The organism is Rhodococcus sp. P3_B8 (genome assembly GCF_056402775.1).
Genome location: NZ_JBFUGT010000048.1, coordinates 1 through 21,814 on the forward strand (window position 1 = coordinate 1; position 21,814 = coordinate 21,814).

Genomic DNA, 21,814 nt, shown 5'->3' on the forward strand with positions numbered 1-21,814 from the left:
CGCACCGGCCGCACCGGCGCCGCGATCCTCGACAAGATCAAGCGCGAACGCACCCGATCGGGGAAGGGCATTGTGGTGGCGACCGCCGGCCCGGTACCACCGCTCGATGGTGCTCCCCGCAAGGAGCTCGAACCCGCGGTCGGCTGGGTCCGAGTGCCCGACSCGGAGGATCTCGACGGTGTAMGCCGGTTGGTGTCCATCGACCAACGGGCCGCCTACCTGGCSTCGGCCGGGATGCTCGAATTCGGCTACGGGCAACCCACACATCTGACCGGTGSGGCGGCGGCCGCGGCGGCGGTGGGGGACAAGGGTGCCCCGTTCGGGCTGTGGCGRATCACCCTGCCCGCGGGGCARACRYTGTCGCTGCCCGAGAAGCTGCCGCCCCCGCACCCGCACATGCGGGCGGACCAGCCGGTGCAGACSTGGGTCACCTCGGTCAGCCTCGACGGGTTGTGCTCACCGGTCGCGGATGGGGGGATCGGYGCCGAYCTCGACGACCTCGACATCRCCGAGGCCTGGGTSTACCCGCAGCAGGGCCGCGTRCTGGACAAGTGGGCGAAGATCCTCCGCGAGGCCCGCAAGAGCGCTGTGGACACCGAGGACGCCGCAATGAAGAGCTTCATCGGCTCCTGCTACAAGGGCTACATCGGGCGGATGGTCAACCCGGACATGTGGACTGCCAAGCAGATGCAACACCACCACCAACCGCTGTGGCGTGCGGCGATCATCGCCCACTGCCGGTGGCGCGGCCGSCGSGTRGCGATGCGGATCGCCCGCGAGCACGGCCACTGGCCGGTCCGCACCATCACCGACTCCTGGGTGTACCTGCTCTCCGGCGGTGAGGACATCGCCGACCCGAGCGACGCTTTGGGGAAGATGTCGGTGGAGAAGGACACACTGCTCACCGACACGCTTCTGTCCGCCTTCACGTCGGCGGAGGACATGCACGATGTGAAACTMACGATCAAAGCGGCATTCGCCGAGGAAGACGAGGACTGATGGCCCTGCATCTTCCCAAGCCCCGCACCACGAAGCCGCCGCAGCAGGCGGTCGGTCTCGATGGCCTCAAGGTTTCCGTCGCCAGCGCCGCGACCAGCGGTGTGGAGAAGTCGAAGCAGGTCAAAAGCGGGGGACTCGCGGGTTTAACCAGCAAGGTCTCGGTGAAACAGTTGCGTAAGGAACTCGGCAACGAGGGCCTGCGGCAGGCCGCAATCGATGCCGGCCGCACACCGCCGTCCGCCCGCACGTTGCGCCGGTGGGCCCAACAAGGCCGCATCCCCCACCCGGATGTTCTCGAGCGAGCGCAACGCCGTGCCGCGATCGAACGCCTCGGCGGCATCGACGCCGTGGCCACCAAGATCGGCCGATCCCGCTCCGCCGTCTCCCGATACAGGTCCGGTGAAACGAACGAGCTGCGCGCCGACGCCAGCAAGAAACTCCGCAACGTCAAAGCCGAGGACATCATGAARCGSGCCGGCGTACTGCGSCCSGACGGAACACCCAAAAAGGCGGTCATCCGSGTCAAGGGCGGCGTCATGGTCCGCAACGGCGCCGACGAGGGCTACGACTACCGCATCCGCACCCTGGACTTCGCGAACTCCGACACCCCGTTCACCAGTGAAGAGTCCCGCGAACTCGCCGCCGCACTGGCCAATGACGATCACGCCCGCGTCGTCGCACTCCTGGAGCGGCATGCCACCCTCGACTACCCCGAAAACAAAGGCTTCGACACGTACAGCGACCAGTTCGGATTCCACTTCGACCACATCGACTCCGTCCACATCGACTGGATCTAAGAGTCCTCCGTGCCTCGGCTGGCGCGCCGGAGCAATCCACGGGGCCGCTAGATATTTCGGGACGCTGTGTCCCTCACCTCGATGTGGGCGTGGTCGGCCGGGACAGGAGTCCGCCCACCAAGTGGGTCAACTACCACTGTCCGCCGGATGGTGGGGCGAGCGACCAATTGTGCCCGTAGACAAGGGCGGTGAAATGTTTATCCCACAGGCTGTGCTGGCATTCTCGGCTGCCGTCGGCCGGTGACACGGCAGGAAGTGGAAGATCGTCATCACTCCACACGAACCCGGTCGCATCGAGTTGCGCAATGCGTTGGGGCGGAAGGGTGCCGAGCATACGGGCAACCCGCTGGCGGTCCTGCCAAAGTCCCAGTCGAAAACCTCGTGCCCGGCGGTGCCGCAGCTGGCTCGCCCAGTCCTGCCCGAACGCGATCGCTACCTCGGCGACGACAGCACCCTCACACCGGCGTCCACATAGTGCGTGAGCGCGAACGGGGAGGTGGCGTGGGCGCGAACCGCGGCCCGCGAGGAGATCACCGAGGTCGATCAGGTGTTACCGGATCGTCTCGTAGGACACCACGACACCGCGTTCGAGCATCACCTCCTCCACATCGCGGAAGCTGAGGCTGAAGCGGAAGTACAACCACACACAGCGCCGGATGATGTCGACCGGGAAGCGGTGACGCTTGTACGACGGCGCTGCGGTGTTCACCAAGCCGATCCTGCTAGCCGGACCCCACTACCGTTAACGTGACAATGCCCTCGAAGATGGGGAGAACCCCGATCAGCAGGTCCCTGACGCGGCCTCGAGGACCTCGCCGATCGGAGTTCCCGCCGCGATCTTGSCCCGCATCTTCATGACGCCSCCCGCCATTCCACCGCCGACGACACCGGCCAGGATGCCGTCCCGYTCGTAGTAGGCGAGGAACTTGCGGCCGTCGTCCTTGATCACGTGMACCTCGTCGGTGGCCGCCACYGTGCCCAGTGCCTGGATCTTGAYGTCRTACTGGTCGCTCCAGAAGTACGGCACCTGMGCGGCGGSRTTCTCGTCGCCGGTCCCGGTCAACGCCCCGGCGAGGATCTTGGCCTGCTCACCGGCATTGCTCCAGTGCTCGACGCGCTTGCGCCCGCCCACCTGCAACTGCCACGCGGCCACGTCGCCGACCGCCCACACGTGCGGGACCGCCGAGCGTCCCACGCCGTCGCACACCACACCGTTGTCCAGTTCGACACCCGAGCCGTCGAGCCACGCGGTGACCGGCACCGAGCCGACACCGATCGCCACCACGTCGACGTCCACCCCGCTTCCGTCACCGAGAACGGCCCCGGTGACCCGGTCCGTGCACACCAGCGACGTGAGCCCGACACCGGCACGCAGGTCGACCCCCTCGCCGGTGTGCAGGCGGGCGACGAGTCCGCCGACCTTCTCGCCGAGCACCGACGCCAGCGGCGTCGGCTGCGGCTCCACCAGCACCACGTCGAGACCACCGGCCCGCATGCTCGCCGCCAGCTCGCAGCCGATGAAGCCCGCGCCGACGATCAGTGCCCGCTTGCCCTCGGCGAGGTCCGCGCGCAACGCCAGGCTCTCATCGATGGACCGGAGAACGTGGACGCCCGCGAGGTCGGGCAGACCCGGTATCCGCCGCGGCACGAGGCCGGTGGCGATCACCAGTTCGTCGTAGCCGAGTTCGGTGCCGTCGGCGAGTCTCAGGATGCGGGAACCGGTGTCCACCGAGGCCGCCTCGACCCCCAGACGCAATTCGATGTTCTTCTCGTCGAAGAACTCGCGCGGCTTGAGGGTGGTGTCGCTCTTCTCCCCGCGCATCACTTCCTTCGACAGCGGTGGACGGTCGTAGGGAAGGTGCGGTTCCCCGCCGAGAAGAACCAGGTCACCCTCGTATCCGGCCCGCCGCAGCTCCTCCGCGGTGCGCAGACCGGCCAGGCCCGCCCCGACGATCACAATTTTCTGCACTGTCCCGTACCAGCCCAATCTGCCCGTGCGACGGGCATGATCACCATCGCGTGTGTGCACAAGTCATATCAAACGGGGTGCTGCGAGGTCCATGCGGTCGCGGTGAATACGTCTCAGCGGTAATGAAATTCCGGGGTTGCGCCCATTACGATAGATATTCCTATTGCTGCCAAGCCGTCGGCGGCCAGAAATTGGAGGTGGACTGCTGCTCGCCGATCGTGTCGTCTACGTTGTCAATTTCCGCATGAAATCCGAGGTCACCTTCAAGGGCAACCTTAATGTTGAAGTCTTCCCACAGCGCGGACCATCAGTGAGGACACCGCGATTCCGTTGCCCGAGAGGGTGTCAGGCCGCCATCGCATGCGTCGGCGGCCTTGACTTTCCGTGTTTCACCGCGACGTGACATATCATCAGCGGACAGTTCCAATGCCACCCAAGTGTAGTCCAATTGTCGACGAACAGATCCCCTACGGTTCCGGCAAGACGCAATCGCCACATCGGGCTGGTGTCACTCGCATGACGCGACGTTGATGCATCGTCTCAAATCTCGTCTCGCGCGCCACCCTGCAAACGGTGGGCTGGTGAAGCCCGCGGTCTAAGGCGATTCGACGCCCCTGGCCGCAACCCGTTGATCCAGATCGATGCAGGTCGTGGCGTGGTTGACCCCGGTAGCCGCGCGAGCGCCGGGCAGTTCAGGCCGCCACAAAAGCGTGCCGACTGAGGGTATGACGCGCACGCTGCCTGCCGGGCCGGACCCCCGATGGGCAATCTGCAGCTGAGGTACTCGTCCTTGACGTCGAGTCGGAGACCGCCTATCTTTCTATTCACTATTAAATAACGAGGTGCTTTTCAGCTGATCAGCGTCGGGTATTCGCTTTGTACTCGCGGTAGCGTCGGACGGGTCTTTCCATGAGGCGGACAGTAGTGTTCGGGCGGTCAACTGCGGGCCATCCCGGCTCGTCGCTGCCCGACCATAGTTGAACTAGCTGCCATAACCGCTCCATAACCGGGCAGACACAAGGAGAGTCAATGCGCCTATTCCAGAAAATAGACGAGGTCGAGGCCGCCGTCGGCGATCACCTCGGCCACAGCGACTGGCTTGAGATCACGCAGGACCGCGTGAATGCGTTCGCCGACGCCACCGATGATCACCAGTGGATCCATGTCGACCCCGAGCGGGCGGCGCAGGGTCCGTTCGGTGGCCCGATCGCGCACGGCTACCTCACGCTTTCGCTGTTACCGAGGCTCAGTGCCGACCTGATGCGCGTCGATGGCGTGAAACTTGTCATCAACTACGGGCTGAACAAGTTGCGCTTCCCACAGCCAGTGAGGGTGGGGGCATCGATCCGGGTAGGCGGCGAGATCGCGTCGTTCGAGCACACCAGGCAGGGCTCGCGGGTGGTCGTGAAGTACACCATCGAGATCAAGGGTGAGGACAAGCCTGCGTGTGTTGCAGAGTCTGTTCGCGTCCTAGTGCCTTGAGGGGCAGAGCATCCGCAAGGGAGCACTGGTTAGCCAGACACCCCGATCGGCCGCTTTGGCGGCGGATGACGTGACGTGCCAGCCGAGTCCCTGGCAGCCGCGGTGATCAGAAGCGAACCGCCGAGTTGATGTGTGCCACGGGTCAGCAGCCTCGGCGTCGATCTTCCGATTCCATCGCAACCCGAGCGGTTGTGTATGAGCGCGCCGAGAGGTTACCTCTGCCGTCGTCACCGGGGGCATGCATATCCGTGTTTGCCGGAAAGGGCATCGCGTCCCCTTCGTCCCGAGGCAGAGCCTTCAGGCAGGCCCCTATCGGGTATCGCCGCGGAAGGAGAATCGTGCGGCCGCGAGCGAACCCGAAACCGCGCCTTGTTGTCCCTGGGGTAGGGAAGGCCACAAGAGGTGGAAGCCTAGCGTTGAGATTCTGGTCGACGGTCTCGGACAACGAACACGAGACAGATCCGAGATGAACTGAATCGGAACCCGCGGCCCGGTGACCGAGACCAAGCTGGCGGACAAGCCTGCCGCCTGTGTGGCCAGATCTAGACGACCAAACGCGATCACGATCCATCATCGCGAGCACGGGATGTGGACGAGTCGGTCGCACTCGACGCCTCTGCACCGCAGAGCGGCTGCAGCAGGCAGTCGACGCTTCTGCTCCCGAAGGATTCGGGCCGAGCGAACGACACCCCCCGCAACTCCGCTAGTGCCCTACCCGGGAACCTGTGCCTGTTCGGGTCGGCACGCCGTCCGGTGGCGGTGTAACGGGCACGGCACCGGTCATTTTGGTCGGGTGACAGAGTACGAGTGCACTCGCTCGACGATAACGAGGGGCAATCGACTGGTGCAGGCAATCTGTCGTGGCCTCCGGTCGGTATGACCTGGCAGCGCAGCCAGATACCCTACTGCCCATGCAGGGCATGCCGGTTCCGAAGATCGCCAAGTCCACCTCCACCGAGCACGATCTGCCGTATCGACCTGGAGCCTGACCAAGCTCGCCGAGTTCTTGGTCGCCGAGGTGGTCTGTCTCGACGAGTTCGAGCTGCTGAATCTGCAATCTGCAGCTGCATCCGGGCCGGCAGCGGGCCGAACGCGGCGGCAAGCACGCTGCACTCGGGCGGGAGTCGCGAGGACGTCGCGCGCTACCTACACCCGACTACACGGGGTGCGGCACCTGTTCGCCGCGTAACGGCTTGGGCGAGGACAAGTGTAGTTGTGCACGATCGACAGCCGAACGTCCGTCGGATACAGGCTGCGCAGGTACCGGAAGAACGAGAGACTTCGAGCGGTTCTCGGCGGCTTGAGGTGCCCGTCGAGGGCGAAGGCCCGCAGTGCCGGGAACTGCGCCTCGATCGGCATCGGTCACAAGGAGCAGAGCAGCATGATTCGCCGCTACATCATCTGGCGTAACGAGGATGCGGCAGACGAGAAGCCATGCGAGATCGCGAACAAGGAAGCACTGTCTGAGGCGGCCCTACCCGCTCCCTTCTGTCCACTTCCCGCAGCTTTCCGAGGGCTACATGGCGGGCCGTAGTGAGAACGATCCTTTTGCCGTGTTCGCGCGGTTCGATGGTCCCGGGTGCGCGGCCACCTTCCCCCATCTGATGTGAGCGTTGACACATAGTCGAATCTATTCTAAATTATGTTCGTTCGTCCGTGGCTCATATGCGATTTCGATTCGAGCATGGGGCGGCGACTATTTCACGAGGTAGATCACTCTGATCGTGGCGTATCGCCGACCTCTGACACATATGTAGGCGCCCGAGCGTGCCCGCAAAGTGGACCGGGTCCAAGGCCCGGGTGTTTTACACGGTGACCTAAGGGCGCCGGTGCGACCGTAATCAGAAGCCGAGGAAGGTAGTCCGATGAGAGACGCCGTCACTGCTGGTTCAGTAAGAAGCCCTGTAAGGACATGCGACAGTGCTGTGGCCGCGTCCATCCGGTCGACGTGTCCGCGTTGGTGCTCGGGGATGCCTGAAAAGACGCGGAGGTAATGGTGGGAGTCGAGGTATCCGTCGAGGGACTGACCAAGTCGTTCGGCTCGCAGAGGATCTGGCAGGACGTCACGTTGACCCTTCCCGCCGGTGAGGTCAGTGCGTTGCTCGGGCCGTCGGGTACGGGTAAGTCGGTGTTTTTGAAGTCGCTGATCGGTTTGCTCCGCCCGGAGCAGGGCTCGATCGTGATCGACGGCACCAACATTCTCGAGTGCTCGTCCAAGGAGCTCTACGAGATCCGCAAGCTGTTCGGTGTGCTGTTCCAGGACGGCGCCCTGTTCGGCTCGATGAACCTGTTCGACAACGTGGCGTTCCCGCTGCGCGAGCACACCAAGAAGTCCGAGTCCGAGATCCGCAAGATCGTCATGGAGAAGATGGAGCTCGTCGGCCTGCTCGGGGCCGAGGACAAGCTGCCCGGTGAGATCTCCGGTGGTATGCGCAAGCGTGCGGGCCTGGCCCGCGCCCTGGTGCTGGACCCGCAGATCATCCTCGTCGACGAGCCGGACTCCGGCCTGGACCCGGTGCGTACCACCTACATCTCCCAGACGTTGATCGACATCAACGCCGAGATCGACGCGACGATCCTGATCGTCTCGCACAACATCAATCTCGCGCGGACGGTGCCGGACAACATCGGCATGCTGTTCCGCCGTCATCTGGTGATGTTCGGTCCGCGGGAGGTGCTGCTCACCAGYGAGGAGCCGGTGGTCAAGCAGTTCCTCAACGGCACCATGATCGGTCCGATCGGCATGTCCGAGGAGAAGGACGAGGCCACCATGGCGCAGGAGCAGGCGATGGTCGATGCCGGKCACCATGCCGGTGGTGTCGACGACGTCGAGGGCATCGTCCCGCAGATGAAGGCGACGCCGGGGATGCCGTTCCGGCAGGCCGTCGCCCGCCGTCAGGAACGCGTCCGGCACATCATGCACACGCTCCCTGAGACCGCGCAAATCGCGATTCAGCAAAGCTTCGACGAAACACAGTTTCCTGCCGATGATTTCAATACTGAGGTCATTCCCCTTCCATATGGGCGAGCTGAGGAGTCGCGACGGGTACTGAAGCCGTGACCCGACCTGTCCAATCCTCTCCGGCGCGTGACTGCACGTAGGAGCGTGGGGACGTTGGTCGGTCACAGATCGCAAATCCTCTCTCCCCTAACGAATTGCAGCGTTGCCGGAGACTAAGAGTACGAAATGCGATCTATTGCTCGGTTTCGCTTGCCAGTAGTCGGCAAACCTGGGTAGCATGATACGCAGAACGTTGCGTGTATCACAGTATCAATCGAAAGTGACGCTCGGCACTCAGGCCTGATCCAGCGAACGAAATCTTTGAGCCTGCCGGAGCCGGCAACAGCCTGCGCCGGCTCTTCCAGAAGTGCCGATGATGGGTCGAACCATAGGCGGGAAACAAGAGCCGAATTCGCCGATTCGAGGGCGACGGAATTGTCGTGCGCTTACACGCGAGGAGAGGATCGATGGGGACGCTGGCAACCACCGAGGTTCCGCTGGAGCATGATCAGCGAGGTTCGGCAAACGGGACATTCAAGGGCGGTCACACAGGCGCGAACGCTCGGCCTGCCCGGACGCAGCGGGCGGCCGGGTACCTTAACAAAAGTGCGCCAGTCCGGAGCCTGGAGACGTTGGGCAGGCTGGTACATCTGGTTACCGAAGTACTGCGGTACACCGTTGTTGACACGATCAAGCTGCGTCTGCCCGTGCATGAGATCGCGGATCAGATGTGGCTGCTGTTCAAGGTGACGGCGCTGCCCGCGTTGCTGATGGCTATCCCGATCGGCGCCGAGGTGTCGGTCCAGGTCGGTGGCATCATGAATCAGGTCGGTGCCAGTTCACTCGCGGGCGCGGCAAGCGGACTCGGTGTCGTAGGCCAGGGTGCACCGATGGCGGCGGGTCTGCTCATGAGTGGCGCGGCTGCCTCGGCAATCTCATCCGACTTGGGTGCACGGTCAATCCGCGAGGAAATCGACGCGATGCGGGTGATGGGCGTGGACCCGGTAGAACGTCTGGTGATGCCGCGATTTTTGGCGATGCTCCTAATCTCTCCCATCCTTTGCATCATCATCATCTCGACCGGTGTCGCTGCCGGCCTCATCATCTCTGTGAATGTCGCCGACGTCGTACCGGGCAGCTTCTGGCAGTCGTTCGGCGCATTTACCTCTCCCACCGATCTAGCGTTCTCGGTGTTGAAAGCGTTTCTGTTCGCCGCAATCGTCGTCTCCATAGCCAGTCTGCGAGGACTCGAGGCGAAAGGCGGGCCCAAGGGGGTGGCGAACGCCGTCAACGCGTCGGTGGTGCTTAGTGTCTTCAGTATCTTTATCACAAATCTGTTGGTCAGCCAGCTGCAGCTGATGTTCTATCCGACCCGATTGGCCTGATGAAATGAATGCTTGCTCAAAATACAGCCCGGTTGCACCGGTCATGTTGCGGCCCTTCAGGGTGGTGGGGCGCGGCATATCAGGCATGGCCGGTGAGATCGGCCAGCTGGCGGTGTTCGTGTGGAAAGTCGTCATCTCCCTTCCCCGAACCGTCAAACACTACCGTCAGGCCACCTGGAAGACCATGAACGACATGGCTTGGGGCAGTGGTTCATTGGTTGTCGACGGCGGCGTAATCAGCCTAATGTTCTTTCTCGGTGTCGCGGTCGGCGCTGTGGTCGCCATCGAGGCGTTCCTAGCGCTCGACCTGCTCGGTTTCGGTCCCCTCACAGGCATCATCGGATCGTTCGGCAATATTCGCGTTATCGCGCCGATTATCACCGGAATCGGGTTTGCCGCACAGGCCGGCTGCCGCATGACAGCAGAAATTGGCGCCATGAGAATTTCGGAGGAGATCGACGCCACGGAAGCTATGGGCCTGCAATCAATTCCATTCGTCGTAGGCACCCGGCTCATTGGAGGTCTGTTGGTGGTCTTGCCCGGATACCTGATGGCGCTGGTGGTGAGCTTCTTCGTTGGCGGTGTAATCGTGAAGACTTTCGAAGGACAACCACACGGAACGTACGACCACTACTTCGCGCAATTCCTAAATTGGCCGGATCTGGGAGCATCGGTTTTCAAGACAATCACGTTCTGCGTCGTCGTTACAATCATCCATTGCTACTACGGATACTTTGCCAGCGGCGGGCCGGCCGGGGTCGGATTGGCATCAGGCAGGGCGATTCGGGCCAGCCTCGTATTGATCGTGGTACTGAACTTCTGCATGACGGTGGCGCTCTGGGGTCTGAGCCCGGTGTTGACCTTCAAAGGATAAGATAATGAGCAAACCGAGGAATCAGGATTTCATCCGAGGGTCCGACGAGCACCAAACCCGAATGGTCAACACTGCTGCCGGTCTCACCATCGTGCTGGTGGCGATCGTGCTTGTAACGGCTATCTGGATTCGTCCGCTTCTGACAAAACCCGACGGATTGCGCCTCACGGTCGAAACTCTTCAGGTCGGGCCTGGCGTGGCCGAAGGTACCAGGGTGATTTTGCGAGGTGCCGAAGTTGGTGAGGTGACGTCCGTCGAGAAGACGGATCAAGACATGGTACGCATCCAGTTGTCTCTGAAGCCTGATGAGGTCGAGGGGTTGACAGACTCGATGGATTTGGACTTCCGTCCGCTCAACTATTTTGGGGTCGCGGCCGTCGATCTGGTGGCCAAGGAGGGGGGTAACAACCTGGTCTCCGGGGCGGAACTCCAGCGCACAACGGTCGGTGACTACACGATGTCGACACTGCTCGAACAGGGGTCACACACTATCGATGGAACCCTTACAACGAGCATGATCACTACCTTGAACAAGGTCATCCGGTACAGCGACGGCATGACGCCGCTGATCCAGACCGGCATTGTCCTGGCTGACGAAGTGGCGAAAACGCAACAGGAGATACCGAGCGCGTTGCTGTCTCGGGTAAACGACGTCCTGGACGTGATGCCGGCCTTCAGCGACCAGACCATCCAGGCGTTCTACATCCTCTTCGACACCAAGTTCAACAAGAGACCCGATGGCTCGTTTGGTGTCAATGATCCCATGATGGACCGGGGTGCCGAAGGACTTGACCTGGCCGCGAAAAAGCTGTTTGGTTCGGCCGGCATTCTGCTGGCTTCACACGCGACAGAGTTGACACCGCTAACGGAGATCGCACGGGCGTTCGCCACCGCACTGCCGAACCTTCTCGACAATGGCACGGCGCTGGGCAAACTCGCGAGCCTGATCGATCGGTACAACAACGTTTTTACGACGAACGGCGACAAAAAGGTCCTCAACCTTCGCGTCGCGCTCGACGACCTTCCGTCCTTGGCAGCGCCACTCAGTGCGATGGCGGGGGCGACGGCGGCGCAGCAGGGAGAGATACCTCGATGAAGCCGCATATGAAACTTGGGCTTACGGCACTCAAATTGGGTGTGGTGGCGGTAGTCGCTGCACTGTTGTTCGTCATTGTGGTCAACGCGATGAAGAGCCCTGTCGAGGGTGATACACGTTCTTACACAGCGCAATTCACCGACGTATCTGGACTTCACGAGAATGGTGACGTTAGAACCAGAGGCGTGCAGATCGGCAAGGTGACTTCGGTTGAGCTCACAAGTCAGGACGGTCACACCCTCGCCCAGGTAGCATTCACACTGAAAGAACCGTACGAACTCACGAACACAACGGAGCTCGCGGTCAAGTATCAGAATCTCACCGGTGCCAGGTACGTCGAGCTGACGGTGCCTGAGAATCCAGGAACGCCGGTCGGTCATCTAACCACAGCCAATACCAAGCCGTCCTTCGACATCACGCAGCTGTTCAACGGCTTGCAACCCGTTTTGACCACGATGAGCACCGCCGAGATCAACGACTTCACTGAGAATGCGATTGCGCTATTGCAGGGTGACGGCGGGGGGCTCGCTCCGATGCTCGAAAGCGCGGACAAACTCGCCGCTATGGCACGCGACCGTCAACAAGTCCTCTCGACGCTGACCGCGAACATGGCGCGGATCGCCGACACAATGGGCAGCCGTTCGCCGCAGGTGATGGATTTCCTGGATTCGCTCAACTATTCGATTGAAGATGCGATGACAGTCCTCGACAAGTTCCAGAAGACAGCCGTGTTTGGGCCTCAGTTCATGCGGCCGCTATTCCGATTGATCGAGCAACTCGGTCTGACACATGAGATGGATGTTGACCAGATGCTGACAAACGCGTTCGAATCTCTACCGGCTGCGGCCGATGCGCTGCGCTTGCTCCCCGCGTCGATCGCGGGCCTGCAGTTACCGCAGGTGTCGGCGACCTCGGCCAACGTATCTTGCACCAACGGAGTCGCCACATTGCCGACGACAGTCCAGGTGCTTCTCAATGGCAGCGAGGTAGTTGTATGCAACGCACGATGACCGTTGTGGTCAGGGGATTGAGGCGGATCACCCAGGGGTACCGCAGTGAGCTGACGCTCGGCATCGCGGTCGTGGTCGTGATGGCCATCGCGTTGACGATCACAGTGATGGTGTACGTACAACCGCCAGGCCGCAAACAAATTTCGTTCGAAACGACAGACGCTGCAGCAATTGAAGTCGGTGACGACGTCCGTGTTGCCGGCATCAGCGTCGGCAAGGTCACTGCCCTGTCCATCGGGGATTCGTTCGTCCGGGTGACCGCCGAGATCAAAAGAGAGGTCTTTATCGGCTCCGACTCCCGAATTGACGTGCGAATGTTGACTCCGGTCGGCGGGTATGCAGTCTCGGTGCTTCCGTTGGGCAACAACGACCTTGGTTCGGCCGTTATACCAGTCGACCGCGTGAACGTCCCGTACTCTATCGCTGATGTGCTTCAGGCGGCGCCGATCGTCACCGACAGCGTGAATGGCGGCACGATCGACGCAAACATCGATCAGACAGCAGATGCCCTGCAACGAAATCCGGGTTCGCTCGCCACGATCATCTCGGGAATGGACAGCATCGGCACGGTGATGGACCACCAGCGTGAGCAGATTCGTGACATTGTGAATATGGCGGCACAATATCTACAGCAATTTAATCAACGGCGTGACTTCGTATTCGATTTGATCCGCCGAATCGAGGTGGTGCTGTCCACCTATCACAATACGAACGCCGGCTTCAACGAGGCCTATACGCTCCTCGGTGAGGTCTTGTACCGTGTCATTCCGCTCGAAAAATTCTATCTTGCCCACGAACCTGAAATGCGCCCGAAGATCGAGCAACTGCGCGATTCGATCGGTGCCTTCCAGCAGGACATGGGTCCCGCCATCGATCAACTCCAACAGCTCCGCGATCGCCTGGCTGCGTGGCTGACGCCGGCGGGAATCGCCCAGATCAGCGGAGGAACCATATTGGCCTCGACGGTCTGTGTTCCTGTTCCAGGAGGGACGTGCTGACATGTCACACATCAATCGGAAGCTCGCCGCAGCCGTGACCGGTGCTGTAGCGATTGCGCTTGTAGTAGCTGGAAGCCTGTACGTGGTACGCGGTGACTCGCACGGCAGCACGTCGGCATTCTGCGCAGAAATGCCAGACTCCCTCGGGTTGTACCCAGGCAATCCGGTGACCCAGATGGGCTATCGCGTGGGAAGAGTTGACAACGTCGAACCTGCAGGTGATCGCGTGATCGTGAGCTTCTCGCTAGACCCAGGGCGCGAATATCGTGCTGACGTGCAGGTTGTGACACGGTCGAAATCCTTGCTGGCTGACCGGAGCCTCGAACTAGTCGGCAACTACGATTCCGGCCCGCATCTCGAACCAGGGGAGTGTATCCCAATGAATCGCAGTTTCACGCCGAAGAGCATCTCCGAAATTGTCGGGTCGGCAGCAGACTTCGTAGATGCAATGACTCCGGCAGAGGGTGAAAAGAGCCTGGCTCACGCGATCGGAAGTCTCGATACGGAGTTACAGGGGCAGGGTGAGAACGCACGCGCGATGTTGGAGCACGCATCGGCTGCCGCAGAGAGTCCAGACCAACTGGTCTCCGATATCGGTTCGAGCGTTCTCAACATGGCGCCCTTGACAGAGGAAGCACTGCACAACTGGTCGACTGTCAGCTCGCTCCTGAATGAACTGCCGGATGTGGTTGCCGAGGGAATTGACCTGTGGCCAGGCGTCACGAAGCTGGTCGATGGCACCGGATACCTAATCGCGGTGTTGTACAGCATTCAAGATCATTACGGTGATCTGCTGTGGCCGACGATGCATGGGCCTGTCAGCGACGCGATTCACCTTGCCGCGACCCGGTCCAAAGATCTTGCAAGTCTGCTTGATTCCCTCCCTTCGGTGACGACCGTGCTACAGCAACAGTTCGGCCGTCCGGGTGGACCGACGATGAACTATCAGCCGATGACTGTCGACAATGGATCCGGTGAACCGGTTGTCCTGACTGGAAATCTCGACAGACTCTTAGTTGAGGGCGTTCGATGAGCCAAGCCAAACGATGGAAGCACGGTCTCGGCGCCATTTCGATGTGTTTCGTGGTCGCGTTGACCGCATCGTGTTCACTGGGGCCGAAGGACCTGCCATCGGTGCAAGGCAGTGTCCGAGACGGCTACGCCATCACGATTCAATTCGCGAGTGCGCTCAACCTTCCGGACGGCGCGCATGTAACGCTCAACGGGCTGAGAGTCGGACAGGTCACGGCCGTGGATGTGCAGGGGGCGGTGGTTGCGGTGACCGTTAACGTGGCAGGTGATGCCCGCATCCCCACCGACATACACGGGGTTATCCGCCAAGACACGCTTCTCGGCGATACGTATATCGCACTCGAAACAAATCAGAATTCGGCGCAGGTGGAGTATTTGAAGCCGGGCATGCTGATTACTGCCGCACAGACCACATCGCCTCCGCAATTGGAGGATACGATGGCGGTGCTCGCCTACTTCGTTAACGGCGGCAGCATCCAGAAGGTTCAAGACACAATGAAACGCCTCAACAACGTGATGCCGCAGGTCCAGGATGTGAGGGCGATCGCATCGACAGTCGCAGTCGATTTGCGCGACCTTTCGGACCACCTCAGCGAGATTGATCGGATGCTGGACGGCATGAATTCGACAGCCGTCGCGGTGGATGGCCAGTCTGATGCGCTCTCCATCATGTTCGAAGGCGACGAGAATCACACAGGCACGTACTACTGGCGGAGCTTGAATCAGAAATTCATCGGTCATCTGAGCGTCGTACTGCCCAACGTTGGCAGTGTCTTCGAGGGCGGAATGTGGCTGGTTCCGATGCTGAATTCTGTTGCCGATGCGGGGCAGTCTATTCGCTACATGTGGGACGAGGGGCCGACTTCGGGCGAGAAATTGGACAATTTTATTCGCACAACACTTGTTCCATTCGTAAAGGATCCTCAGGTTGATATTAAGTCGATCCAGGCAGCGAACGGAGATCAAGTTCTGGTTGATGTCGAGAACGTTCTGCGTATGCTCGGAGCAGTGAAATGATCTTCACAAAGACGCGCATCTCCGTCGTTGGGATGCTTGCGATGGCCGTGGCGTCGTTTGCCTACCTGGGGAATCTCGGGCTGAACGTCTCGCCTTTGCAGAAGGTTAACGAGGCCAGCATGACGGTGACCGACACGAATGGTTTGGTCGTCGGTTCCAGAGTGCTGCTACGCGGAGTGCAAATCGGTCATGTGACCGCATTGAATGCGTCTGCAGACGGTGTTGAACTCAAGTGGAACTATGACCGGAGCTACGAGATTCCGATCGAAAGCACCTTTCGCGTTGACAACATGTCGGCGCTCGGCGAGGGGTACATGGCTATCCAGAGCAGTTCTTCGGGAGGCCCCTTCCTCGAGAATCGTTCGGTCGTGGATTCTTCGCGGGTAAGTCAGCCAACTTCGCTCCAGGATTTCTCAAAGCGGCTCACCTTGATGTTGGAGCAGGTCGACCCCGACCGGGTACGGGAGGTCTTCGCCAGTGTTGATGTCGCGTTGCCCGAAGATGCCAGCGTGCTCAACAATTTGAATAGAGTCGGTGAACTTCTGGCGAACGAGATCATCACTCGGAGGGGTGATCTCAACAAGCTGTTGCAGGTAATACAACCGCTACTCCAACAAAGTGCGCCGGTGCCATACGCGCTCGATGGAGCAACGCCCAACATCGTAGAGTTCGGCCAAGGGTTCGCGAACGTCATCAACCGCTATTTCGACGTTGTCGGCCTGGCATCGCTTCCGGATGGCATTACCTACGGAGTGGAGCCCTTTCTCGCTGAATCGCAGGCGTTTCTCGACAAGAACGCGATGGATCTGCACGTGATCGGTGGCGATCTGCTTCCGAGCATGACTGCTGCAGCAGCGTCGCTTCGGACAATCCCGGTGTCAGATCTGCTTACGAATGCGCTCGCTGCGGCCGATGCGGGCGATGCGCTCACGCTGCATCTCCAAGGGTTGGGAGGAGGCTGAGTTTCATCCACCAAGTTACTACTCGGAGCGCCATCAAGAAAACCGATATTCAAAGGCATTGGGAACATGATCAGTAGAACTGAAGCTAGAACAACTAAACAGCAGGCTAATGAAGAGTCGGCGGTCGTCCAGAGCGGCGAAGGTGATGTCCGCCAGTACAAGACCGGGGCCGTTGCAGGCCGCCTGCGAAATGGTGACCGAGTCATCCGGGTCCGCTCGTTCATCGGCGCCCTCGTACTCCTTGCAATGATCGGATCGATCGGAATCCTCGGGTGGCAACTCCATGGGAAAACGGACGACCTGAACAGCATGCGTGACAATGCGGACGCCCGTTCGCATGCGGAGCAGGTGGCTCTCGACTACTCGACCGGCGCCGCGCAGATGGATTTTCGCGATCTCGCGTCCTGGCGTTCGCGCTTAACCAGTGGCACAAGCGATGAATTGGCGGATCGGCTGACACACGCAGCATCGTCGATGGAGCAGATCATCACGCCGCTGCAATGGGTGGCTACAGCGAAACCGGTGGCAGCAAAAGTAGTTTCCGAGAATAACGGTTCGTATACCGTGACTGCCTTCGTAAAGGTATTGACAACGAACAGTCAGGCGCCCGACGGAATCGATTCGACTGCCTCTTATCAGTTGACGGTCGACGGCCGCGACAATTGGAAGATTTCGGACATTGGGGGAGATGATGCGTCGCTCGGCGGTGCTGGCAATCCGCCGCCCTCTTCGTCGTCGACTGCCCCGCCATCTGTGGAGTCGCCGCCGGCGCCGGCGGTGCCTCCGCGGTAATCCGGTTCCAGTACTGCATGGCAGATCGGCTGCATATTCATTACACGGTGTCCAGCTCGACGGTCAACCGGCAAGCAGGCGCCCGTTTTTTGGCCGTGTCCACGCCTGCGGTGTGGTGCGTCGAGAATGGGATACAACGTCTCCGGTGCTGATGGATTCGATGCTCTATGAGGTGGAGCCAGAAATCGTCCAGCGTAGCCGACCGCGGAGATCATGAGAAGGTCGCTCATTTCGAGCGAACACGATCTGGACATTTTCTGCCTGGGCCCTGACCCAACTTGCCGATTCTTCCGGCCGGCGATGGGGTTGGCAGGTCCCCGATAGTGGAACCACGTCGGATCCTGCCCCGCGAGATCCACTGCGCCGATTCTCGCGTTCGACACCGGCAATTCCTCTCATCGCGAGAAGTCCAGCGCGGGATCTGCCGCTACATCATTTGGGAACAAGAAGGTCGCCACGAGCAGCAGTTTCGCGTCAACGAAGGCGCGCGATGCTGATTCGGGTATGGGCATGTCACCGAAGCCGCTGGAAATAGTGAACCGGACGGACGCCATCGTCACGCGCCGAGCCGCGCGGCTGACCGCAAAACGGCACGTGCTCTGCACAGACCTGGCCTGGGGCAGACAAAAACGATACTCTGATACACGGTACGTCAGGTGTATCGTTGCGCGGGTTGCGGGCCACATAACGCAGATCCGCAGTCAACAACGGAGCAGAACTTTTAGGAGACAGCCATGAACCAAGTTGCACTGAGCGGCAAAGTCGCCGTCGTCACCGGCGGAGGCCGAGGAATTGGAAGGGCGACGTGCGAGGCCCTCGCACGCGAGGGTGTACGAGTCGTCGTCGCAGACCTCGACGGGGCGGCTGCCGAGGCCGTCGCTACCGCCATCGGCAAGAACGCCATTAGTCGGTCACTCGATGTTTCCAACCGCGAGCAGTTCCGCTCGGTTCTCGATGCCGCCGAACAGCACTTCGGTCCGCTCGACATCCTCGTCAACAACGCCGGCATCATGCCGGTGGGCTACTTTATTGACGAAACCGACGAGATGACAGACCGCTTGGTCGACGTCAACTACCGCGGCACCCTCATCGGGATGAAGGAAGCCCTACGACGCATGAAGCCGCGAGGCGCCGGCCATATTGTCAACCTGGCATCGACCGGTGGGTGGTTGCCCGCCCCCGGCGTCGCCACATACGTCGGCACAAAGCACGCGATCGTTGGTCTCACCGATAGCGTGCGTCTCGAACTGACGGGCAGTGGTATTAATCTGTCGTCGGTGGGCCCCGGCATCGTCAAGACGGAACTGGCGGCGGGACTACAGGAGATGCGCGGGATGCGCGGCGTTACACCAGAAGAAGTCGCCGATGCAATCATCGAAGGCCTGAAGCGAAAGCGGCACGCTATCTTCTCGCCTGGTGTAGTCGGAATAGCCGCCCACGTCTACGGTGCGTTGCCGTACACACTCCGTTCGTTGCTGTTTCGGGTTACGAAGATCGACCGTCTAGGTCCCCAGATCGATCAAGGGACCCGGAAAGATTACGAGGCGCGCGTCGTGGCCAGCATCTCCCGCGCGACAGACGCCGAATCATAACAACCGGGTGTCTGAGGGTTTTCGCGCCGCAGGATTCGGCCTGTCCATCGAAACGATTGCTCGAGCCAATGGTCCGTCTGTGAAGTAGCAAGCGATTTCATGCTGCGTTCATGGTTGCCGTGACGTGGACGGTCAGTGGCGAATATCGGGCAGAGCTCGGGCGGACTGCTGGATCCACGCGCCGCCGCACCGACAGGTAGTCCAGGCGCGGGCATTGCTGCGGGCGGGCGACGGGGTAGCCGGTGCCGAGATCTCCCGGTAATGTAGCGAATTCGGAAGCCCTGCGGCGCTGGTGGTATCGCTCTTGATGTCGAGGTCCATTCCTGGGGGCGTGGTAGTCGCGAAGTGGCGCCGCAAACTGCGTCTTGCCGTCCGGCCCCGGAGGTGCCGCAGTTGGCATCAGAAGCATCCGACGTGGCTCGATGGCCGGTGATGCGGCCCGGAGGGCATGCAGCGGCTGCTGAACTTCTACTCCTGGGACTGTGAAGGGGCTCCGCGACGACGTGCGTGAGGTCGTGGTCGAGACGATCGGCGACGCTGACATGGGCGTATTGATCGTCGACGAGACAGAGTCTTGAAGAGGGCACCCGTCGGCCGGGGTGGCCCGGCAGTACTCCGGCACGGCCGGAGGATCGAGAACAGCCAGATCGGGGTGTTCCTCGCCTACGCGAGCGCGGCCCGGGCACGCGCTCATCGACCGGGAGCTGCACCTGCCCCGAATCGTGGACCGCCGATCGGGTCCGGTGCCGCGCCGCCGGCATCGGGGATGGGGTCGAGTTCGCGACCAAAACCCGTGCTGGCGCAGCACATGATCGAACCCGCTCTCGATGCGAAGGTGCCGTTCTCCTGACTCACCGCCGACGAAGCGTACGGGCAGGTGAAGTCCCTGCGGGTGTGGCTCGAGGAACGCGATGTGTCCTATGTGCTGGCCACCCGGCGCAACGACGACGTGTTCACCCCGGACCGGCGGGCGATATGATCGCCGCGGTCCCGCCGAGGCAGTGGCGCCGGATCTCGGCCGGCGACGGCGCACCCCGCCCGCGGGATACTCCTCGGTTCGGGTGCCGATCCGGAGCGCCTGTGCGCCCGGGCGGGGCACTGGCTGCTCGCCCGCCGGTCCCTCTCCGATCCGACCGAGATCGCCTACATCGGCGTCGGATCCCGGCGCACCACGCTCACCGAACTCGCAGTCGTCGCCGGATCGCGGTGGCGGGTCGAGGAGTGCTTCCAGCAGGCCAAGAAACGAGGCCGGCCTGGTCCAGTAACAGGGGCGTACCTACCGTGCATGGTATCCACACCACCTTGTCCATGCTCGCACACATCGCTTCCACCGCCCGGAGGGAAATCAGCCGATCATCACCTAACACCGATCACACATGCCACCCTGGATGCGAAAGGCTCAGTGAAACAACCCGACACACCAGGTCGGACGATCACCCACGTCCCCACAACCCGTTCCACACAACGGAATTCACGACGACAACATCAACGAATCGGTGCATTCGGGCTTGGTAGTCGATTAGGGAGCGCTGCTGGCATCGTTCGTCGCTGGGTGTGGCACAAACCCGATTCTTACTTCCCTTCTACGGTCGTGACTGCGACACCCTGGTTTTGTTGACGATCCCGGTCGCATGCACCTAATATTTTATCTGAATTAGATACTTCCGGGAATGTTGGTCCCCGTTCAGCTGGCCCGTAGCTGCGCCGTGAAGTCGTGATGACGCGCGGTCTGTTTCCTGTGCCGGACGATCCTCGAGTTTGGAGTGAGAAGAGAAGATGGTGGAATCGATGAGCTGGACGGTTGTCGGCGGGGCGTCCGGTGGTCTGGGTCGGGCCATCGCTCGTAACCTGGCGGAGGATGGCCATGACGTCGTCGTGGCGTATCGAGGCAATCGTGCGGGCGCCGACGAGACGGCGGAGCTCGTCCGTTCGAGTGGTCGAGGGGTCATGATCGAGCCGGTTGATTACGTAAGCGGGGTCCGGGCGCATGTTGGCTGAGACGCCGCTGGTGGTCCTTCGGCTCTACGAGTTCGCCCAAGTCCTGGGCACGGTGTTCGGTGGATACTTGGTGTTCCGGTTTGGTCGAACCCGATTTCTCGCCGGCCTCTACGTTGGATGTATATCGATTTTCTTCTGGGACTGGATCTTCACTGATCACTGGTTCCTCAATCTCACCTACGATGCTCGGTCGATCAACCTTTTCACGCTCGCCGGCCGGCCCGAGCCGCTGTGGTCGCCGTGCTCGTACGCGACGTTCTTCGGGATCACCACCCTGCTGATCCTGCGTTACCGTGACTGGCTCGACCGAAAACTGGGTCGCTGGCAGTACGTCGTGCTGCCGGTCTTCTTCGCGGTGCTCGATGTGAGTGTCGAGGGTCTGACGATTTACGCGTTGGACATCTACCGCTATGGCTACCGGGAGGAGTGGACGGTTCTCGGCGTCCCTTACACCAACCTGGTGTGGGTCAACATCATTCTGATGCTGATGGCGTGGACCGGCCGAGGGATCGTGCGGATGCAGCACGAGCGCGGGACGATGGCGGTGAACGGTCCTCCGGCGGTCGTCGATGCGGACCAGCGGGTCATCACTCCGGTTGGTGCCGGGGCGCGCCCGTCCGTCGCCGTGACCGAGGACAGCCCTCGCCTGCCCGGCCGGTCCTCAGCCGAGCCCTGGACGTTGTTCGCAATAGGCTTCGCAATCTGCCCGACCGCCTTCTATATCAGCATCGGCGTGATGGCCTTCGTGCTTGACCTAGTCCAACCATGGAGCTGACCCCGCGCGGAGGAGTCCCCCACCGGGCCGTCCGC

16 protein-coding genes and 5 pseudogenes are annotated in these 21,814 nt (G+C 61.3%); 17 read left to right on the plus strand and 4 right to left on the minus strand.

Annotated features, from left to right (window positions below; genetic code table 11):
• Together AC1D1G_RS17830 and AC1D1G_RS17835 are read left to right on the plus strand one after the other, a co-directional pair.
• Positions 1-999, plus strand: a pseudogene (locus AC1D1G_RS17830) (hypothetical protein); the annotation flags it as partial.
• Positions 999-1,796, plus strand: coding sequence for a hypothetical protein (locus AC1D1G_RS17835; RefSeq protein WP_242323765.1), 798 nt, complete (start codon positions 999-1,001; stop codon positions 1,794-1,796). The pseudogene AC1D1G_RS17830 and the gene AC1D1G_RS17835, both read left to right, overlap by 1 nt.
• A gap of 222 nt (positions 1,797-2,018) precedes the next feature.
• On the opposite strand, the pseudogene AC1D1G_RS17840 reads toward AC1D1G_RS17835, so the two are convergent.
• From AC1D1G_RS17840 to AC1D1G_RS17855, 4 genes and pseudogenes are all read right to left on the minus strand, one after another.
• A pseudogene (locus AC1D1G_RS17840) lies at positions 2,019-2,175 on the minus strand (helicase associated domain-containing protein); the annotation flags it as partial.
• 59 nt (positions 2,176-2,234) lie between these two features.
• Positions 2,235-2,330: pseudogene (locus AC1D1G_RS17845) on the minus strand (phosphatidylserine/phosphatidylglycerophosphate/cardiolipin synthase family protein); the annotation flags it as partial.
• Between the two features lie 19 nt (positions 2,331-2,349).
• Positions 2,350-2,505: pseudogene (locus AC1D1G_RS17850) on the minus strand (IS6 family transposase); the annotation flags it as partial.
• A gap of 72 nt (positions 2,506-2,577) precedes the next feature.
• The gene (locus AC1D1G_RS17855) at positions 2,578-3,765 is read right to left on the minus strand and encodes an NAD(P)/FAD-dependent oxidoreductase (RefSeq protein WP_477953062.1); all 1,188 of its coding nucleotides are present in this window, start codon (positions 3,763-3,765) and stop codon (positions 2,578-2,580) included.
• Positions 3,766-4,794: 1,029 nt separating this feature from the next.
• Here AC1D1G_RS17855 and AC1D1G_RS17860 point away from each other — a divergent pair.
• From AC1D1G_RS17860 to AC1D1G_RS17930, 15 genes and pseudogenes are all read left to right on the plus strand, one after another.
• Entirely contained in the window at positions 4,795-5,247 is a 453-nt protein-coding gene (locus tag AC1D1G_RS17860; RefSeq protein ID WP_105424010.1) for a MaoC family dehydratase, read from the plus strand.
• Between the two features lie 1,993 nt (positions 5,248-7,240).
• Positions 7,241-8,308, plus strand: coding sequence for an ABC transporter ATP-binding protein (locus AC1D1G_RS17865; protein ID WP_477953063.1), 1,068 nt, complete (start codon positions 7,241-7,243; stop codon positions 8,306-8,308).
• A gap of 407 nt (positions 8,309-8,715) precedes the next feature.
• Positions 8,716-9,633: an ABC transporter permease gene (locus AC1D1G_RS17870; RefSeq protein WP_167115751.1), complete on the plus strand. Its 918-nt coding sequence runs from the start codon at positions 8,716-8,718 to the stop codon at positions 9,631-9,633.
• Positions 9,634-9,676: 43 nt separating this feature from the next.
• Positions 9,677-10,507: an MlaE family ABC transporter permease gene (locus AC1D1G_RS17875; protein WP_206016983.1), complete on the plus strand. Its 831-nt coding sequence runs from the start codon at positions 9,677-9,679 to the stop codon at positions 10,505-10,507.
• Positions 10,508-10,511: 4 nt separating this feature from the next.
• Positions 10,512-11,603 (plus strand): MlaD family protein, encoded by a 1,092-nt coding sequence (locus tag AC1D1G_RS17880; RefSeq protein ID WP_206016888.1) that lies wholly within the window; start codon positions 10,512-10,514, stop codon positions 11,601-11,603.
• Complete coding sequence (locus AC1D1G_RS17885; protein ID WP_206016889.1) at positions 11,600-12,613, plus strand: MlaD family protein; 1,014 nt, start codon at positions 11,600-11,602, stop codon at positions 12,611-12,613. The genes AC1D1G_RS17880 and AC1D1G_RS17885 overlap by 4 nt, the downstream gene beginning before the upstream one ends.
• The gene (locus AC1D1G_RS17890) at positions 12,610-13,611 is read left to right on the plus strand and encodes an MlaD family protein (protein ID WP_206016890.1); all 1,002 of its coding nucleotides are present in this window, start codon (positions 12,610-12,612) and stop codon (positions 13,609-13,611) included. Before AC1D1G_RS17885 ends, AC1D1G_RS17890 begins: the two co-directional genes overlap by 4 nt.
• A gap of 1 nt (position 13,612) precedes the next feature.
• Positions 13,613-14,644 (plus strand): MlaD family protein, encoded by a 1,032-nt coding sequence (locus AC1D1G_RS17895; RefSeq protein ID WP_206016891.1) that lies wholly within the window; start codon positions 13,613-13,615, stop codon positions 14,642-14,644.
• On the plus strand, positions 14,641-15,660 hold the full coding sequence (locus AC1D1G_RS17900; protein ID WP_206016892.1) for an MlaD family protein: 1,020 nt from the start codon (positions 14,641-14,643) through the stop codon (positions 15,658-15,660). Before AC1D1G_RS17895 ends, AC1D1G_RS17900 begins: the two co-directional genes overlap by 4 nt.
• Positions 15,657-16,622 (plus strand): MlaD family protein, encoded by a 966-nt coding sequence (locus tag AC1D1G_RS17905; RefSeq protein ID WP_241031837.1) that lies wholly within the window; start codon positions 15,657-15,659, stop codon positions 16,620-16,622. The genes AC1D1G_RS17900 and AC1D1G_RS17905 overlap by 4 nt, the downstream gene beginning before the upstream one ends.
• A gap of 66 nt (positions 16,623-16,688) precedes the next feature.
• On the plus strand, positions 16,689-17,414 hold the full coding sequence (locus tag AC1D1G_RS17910; RefSeq protein ID WP_206016893.1) for a hypothetical protein: 726 nt from the start codon (positions 16,689-16,691) through the stop codon (positions 17,412-17,414).
• 734 nt (positions 17,415-18,148) lie between these two features.
• A complete protein-coding gene (locus AC1D1G_RS17915; protein ID WP_206016894.1) occupies positions 18,149-19,006 on the plus strand; it encodes an SDR family NAD(P)-dependent oxidoreductase in 858 nt (285 codons plus the stop codon).
• Positions 19,007-19,445: 439 nt separating this feature from the next.
• Positions 19,446-20,268, plus strand: a pseudogene (locus AC1D1G_RS17920) (IS701 family transposase); the annotation flags it as partial.
• A gap of 526 nt (positions 20,269-20,794) precedes the next feature.
• Positions 20,795-21,004, plus strand: coding sequence for an SDR family NAD(P)-dependent oxidoreductase (locus tag AC1D1G_RS17925; RefSeq protein WP_241031838.1), 210 nt, complete (start codon positions 20,795-20,797; stop codon positions 21,002-21,004).
• Positions 20,994-21,779, plus strand: coding sequence for a hypothetical protein (locus tag AC1D1G_RS17930; protein ID WP_206016896.1), 786 nt, complete (start codon positions 20,994-20,996; stop codon positions 21,777-21,779). The genes AC1D1G_RS17925 and AC1D1G_RS17930 overlap by 11 nt, the downstream gene beginning before the upstream one ends.
• Positions 21,780-21,814: the final 35 nt, after the last annotated feature.